This window comes from Corallococcus sp. AB049A (assembly GCF_003668885.1).
Taxonomy (GTDB): Bacteria; Myxococcota; Myxococcia; order Myxococcales; family Myxococcaceae; genus Corallococcus; species Corallococcus interemptor.
The window spans coordinates 1-1,755 of sequence record NZ_RAWL01000771.1 but is presented as its reverse complement, the minus strand read 5'-3'; the positions used below and the strand labels follow the sequence as shown (position 1 = coordinate 1,755).

The window sequence follows — 1,755 nt, the reverse complement described above, 5'->3', positions numbered from 1 at the left end:
CGGGTGGAGGGCTCGGGGACCATGGCTCCCTTACTGGCCATGCCCCGCCCCCGCGCACCAAGAAAAGCGCGCGGGAGGGACAGGGTGTGGCCGGGACGCTACTTGGCGCCGGGCGTGGAGGCAGGGGCGCCGAAGTCCTTCACCAGCGACTCGGCGGTGACGTAGCGCGGCTCGATGTCCACCGGCACGTTCTTGAGCTTCTCCAGCACCTTCTGCACGGAGGGGCGCACCACGCCCTGCTTCGCGAGCAGCGCCTCCGCGGCGGTGCGGTCACCCTTCGCCTGGAGGGACATGAGCTGGTTCGTCAGCGACGTGACGGACGCCTGCATCTTGTCCGGCACCACCTCGAACGTGCCGTCCGCGTTCACCTTCACCGCGCCGGTGTCCAGGAAGTGGTTGATCTGCAGCGCGATGCCCTTGCCGTGCGCCTCGTCGATGCCGAAGCGGATGGAGCGGAACGCGGACGCGAGGAACGTCGTGTACATGGTCCGCTGCAGGTCCTTGTCCAGCGTGCCCTTGTCCACCAGCCGCTGGAGCGCCCACAGGCCGGAGATGTCCGCCTTGGCCTCTTCAATGGCGCTGGAGGACGCCTGCAGCGCCTGACGCACCGTCGTCTGCTTCCCGGCCACGGTGACGTTGTGGGGCCCCAGGCCGTGCATCAGCTCGTGCATGAGGATGTGCGTGAAGAAGGCGTCGAAGGACACGTCCTTGCGGTCCTTCGCGGGCAGCGCCACCTTCGCGATGGGCAGCAGCACGCGCTGGAACTTGGCCTCCTGGATGTTCTTGAGCATCACGCGCTTGGTGCCCTTCTCCGCCGCCACGCGCTCGTCATTGGGCAGGTTGAAGGCCGCCGTCTGCACGCCCCGGTTGCCGTCACCGGAGGAGTAGATGCTGTTGATGACGCGGATGGGCGCCAGCGCGCCCAGCTTCGCGTTGCGCAGGCCCGGCTCGATGGGGAGGTTGTTCTCCAGTTCCTGGAGCTCCGCGCTGAACTTCGCCAGCTTCTGCGTCTCCGCGTCGTCGCGCACGCCGATGAAGGCCTCGAACGCGGCCTTGTAGTTGAACCAGCCGTCCTCGTAGACCTCGTAGGGCCCGATGGTGGGCTCCACGCTCGCGTCCAGCTCCATCCACGCGACCTCGCTCGCGTAGTAGTCGTTGGACAGGAACGCCGCCGCGCGCGTCTCCAGGAAGCGCTTCAGCGTGGGCTGCTGGGTGAGCGCCGCCGCCTCACGCAACAGCTGCGCGGCCATGGCCAGCTCGCCCTGGTACTCGACGCTGTACGGCACGCTCACGAACTTGCCGTCCGGGCCGCGGCGCAGCGTGGTGAAGAAGCCCGTGGCCGCGTGCTGCTGCGCCTCCGGCAGGCTCTTCACCCAGGCCTCCACCTCCGCCTTGGTGGCGCCGGCGGGATAGAAGTTGCCCTCGTCCGGCCTGGCCGGCACGCCCGGGATGAACGGCTTGGCCTCGTCCAGGCGGGACCAGGGGCCCTTGTTGAGCAGGAACGCGTGCAGCCGCTCCTTGCCCAGGGGGGAGGTGTCCTCCACCAGGTCCAGGAGTAGCGCCGGGTTGCCCGCCCAGGCCTGGCCCAGGAAGAGCGGGTCCATGATCTTCGCCGCCTGGAGGACCTTGGCCAGGGCGCGCTTCTCCGCGTCCGGCAGTTTGGACACGTCCACCTTGACGTCCACGGGGGCGAAGCGGGCCGTCATCCGCTTCAGGGTCGCGGCGTCGGGCAGGCGGGCGGGGGCTTCCTGGGCG

At 69.1% G+C, this 1,755-nt stretch carries 1 protein-coding gene; it reads right to left on the bottom strand.

Annotated features, from left to right (window positions below; genetic code table 11):
• Nucleotides 1–98 precede the first annotated feature (98 nt).
• The coding region (locus tag D7X55_RS39240) for a dipeptidyl-peptidase 3 family protein (protein WP_120553212.1) at nucleotides 99–1,755 on the bottom strand (1,657 nt) is incomplete at its 5' end.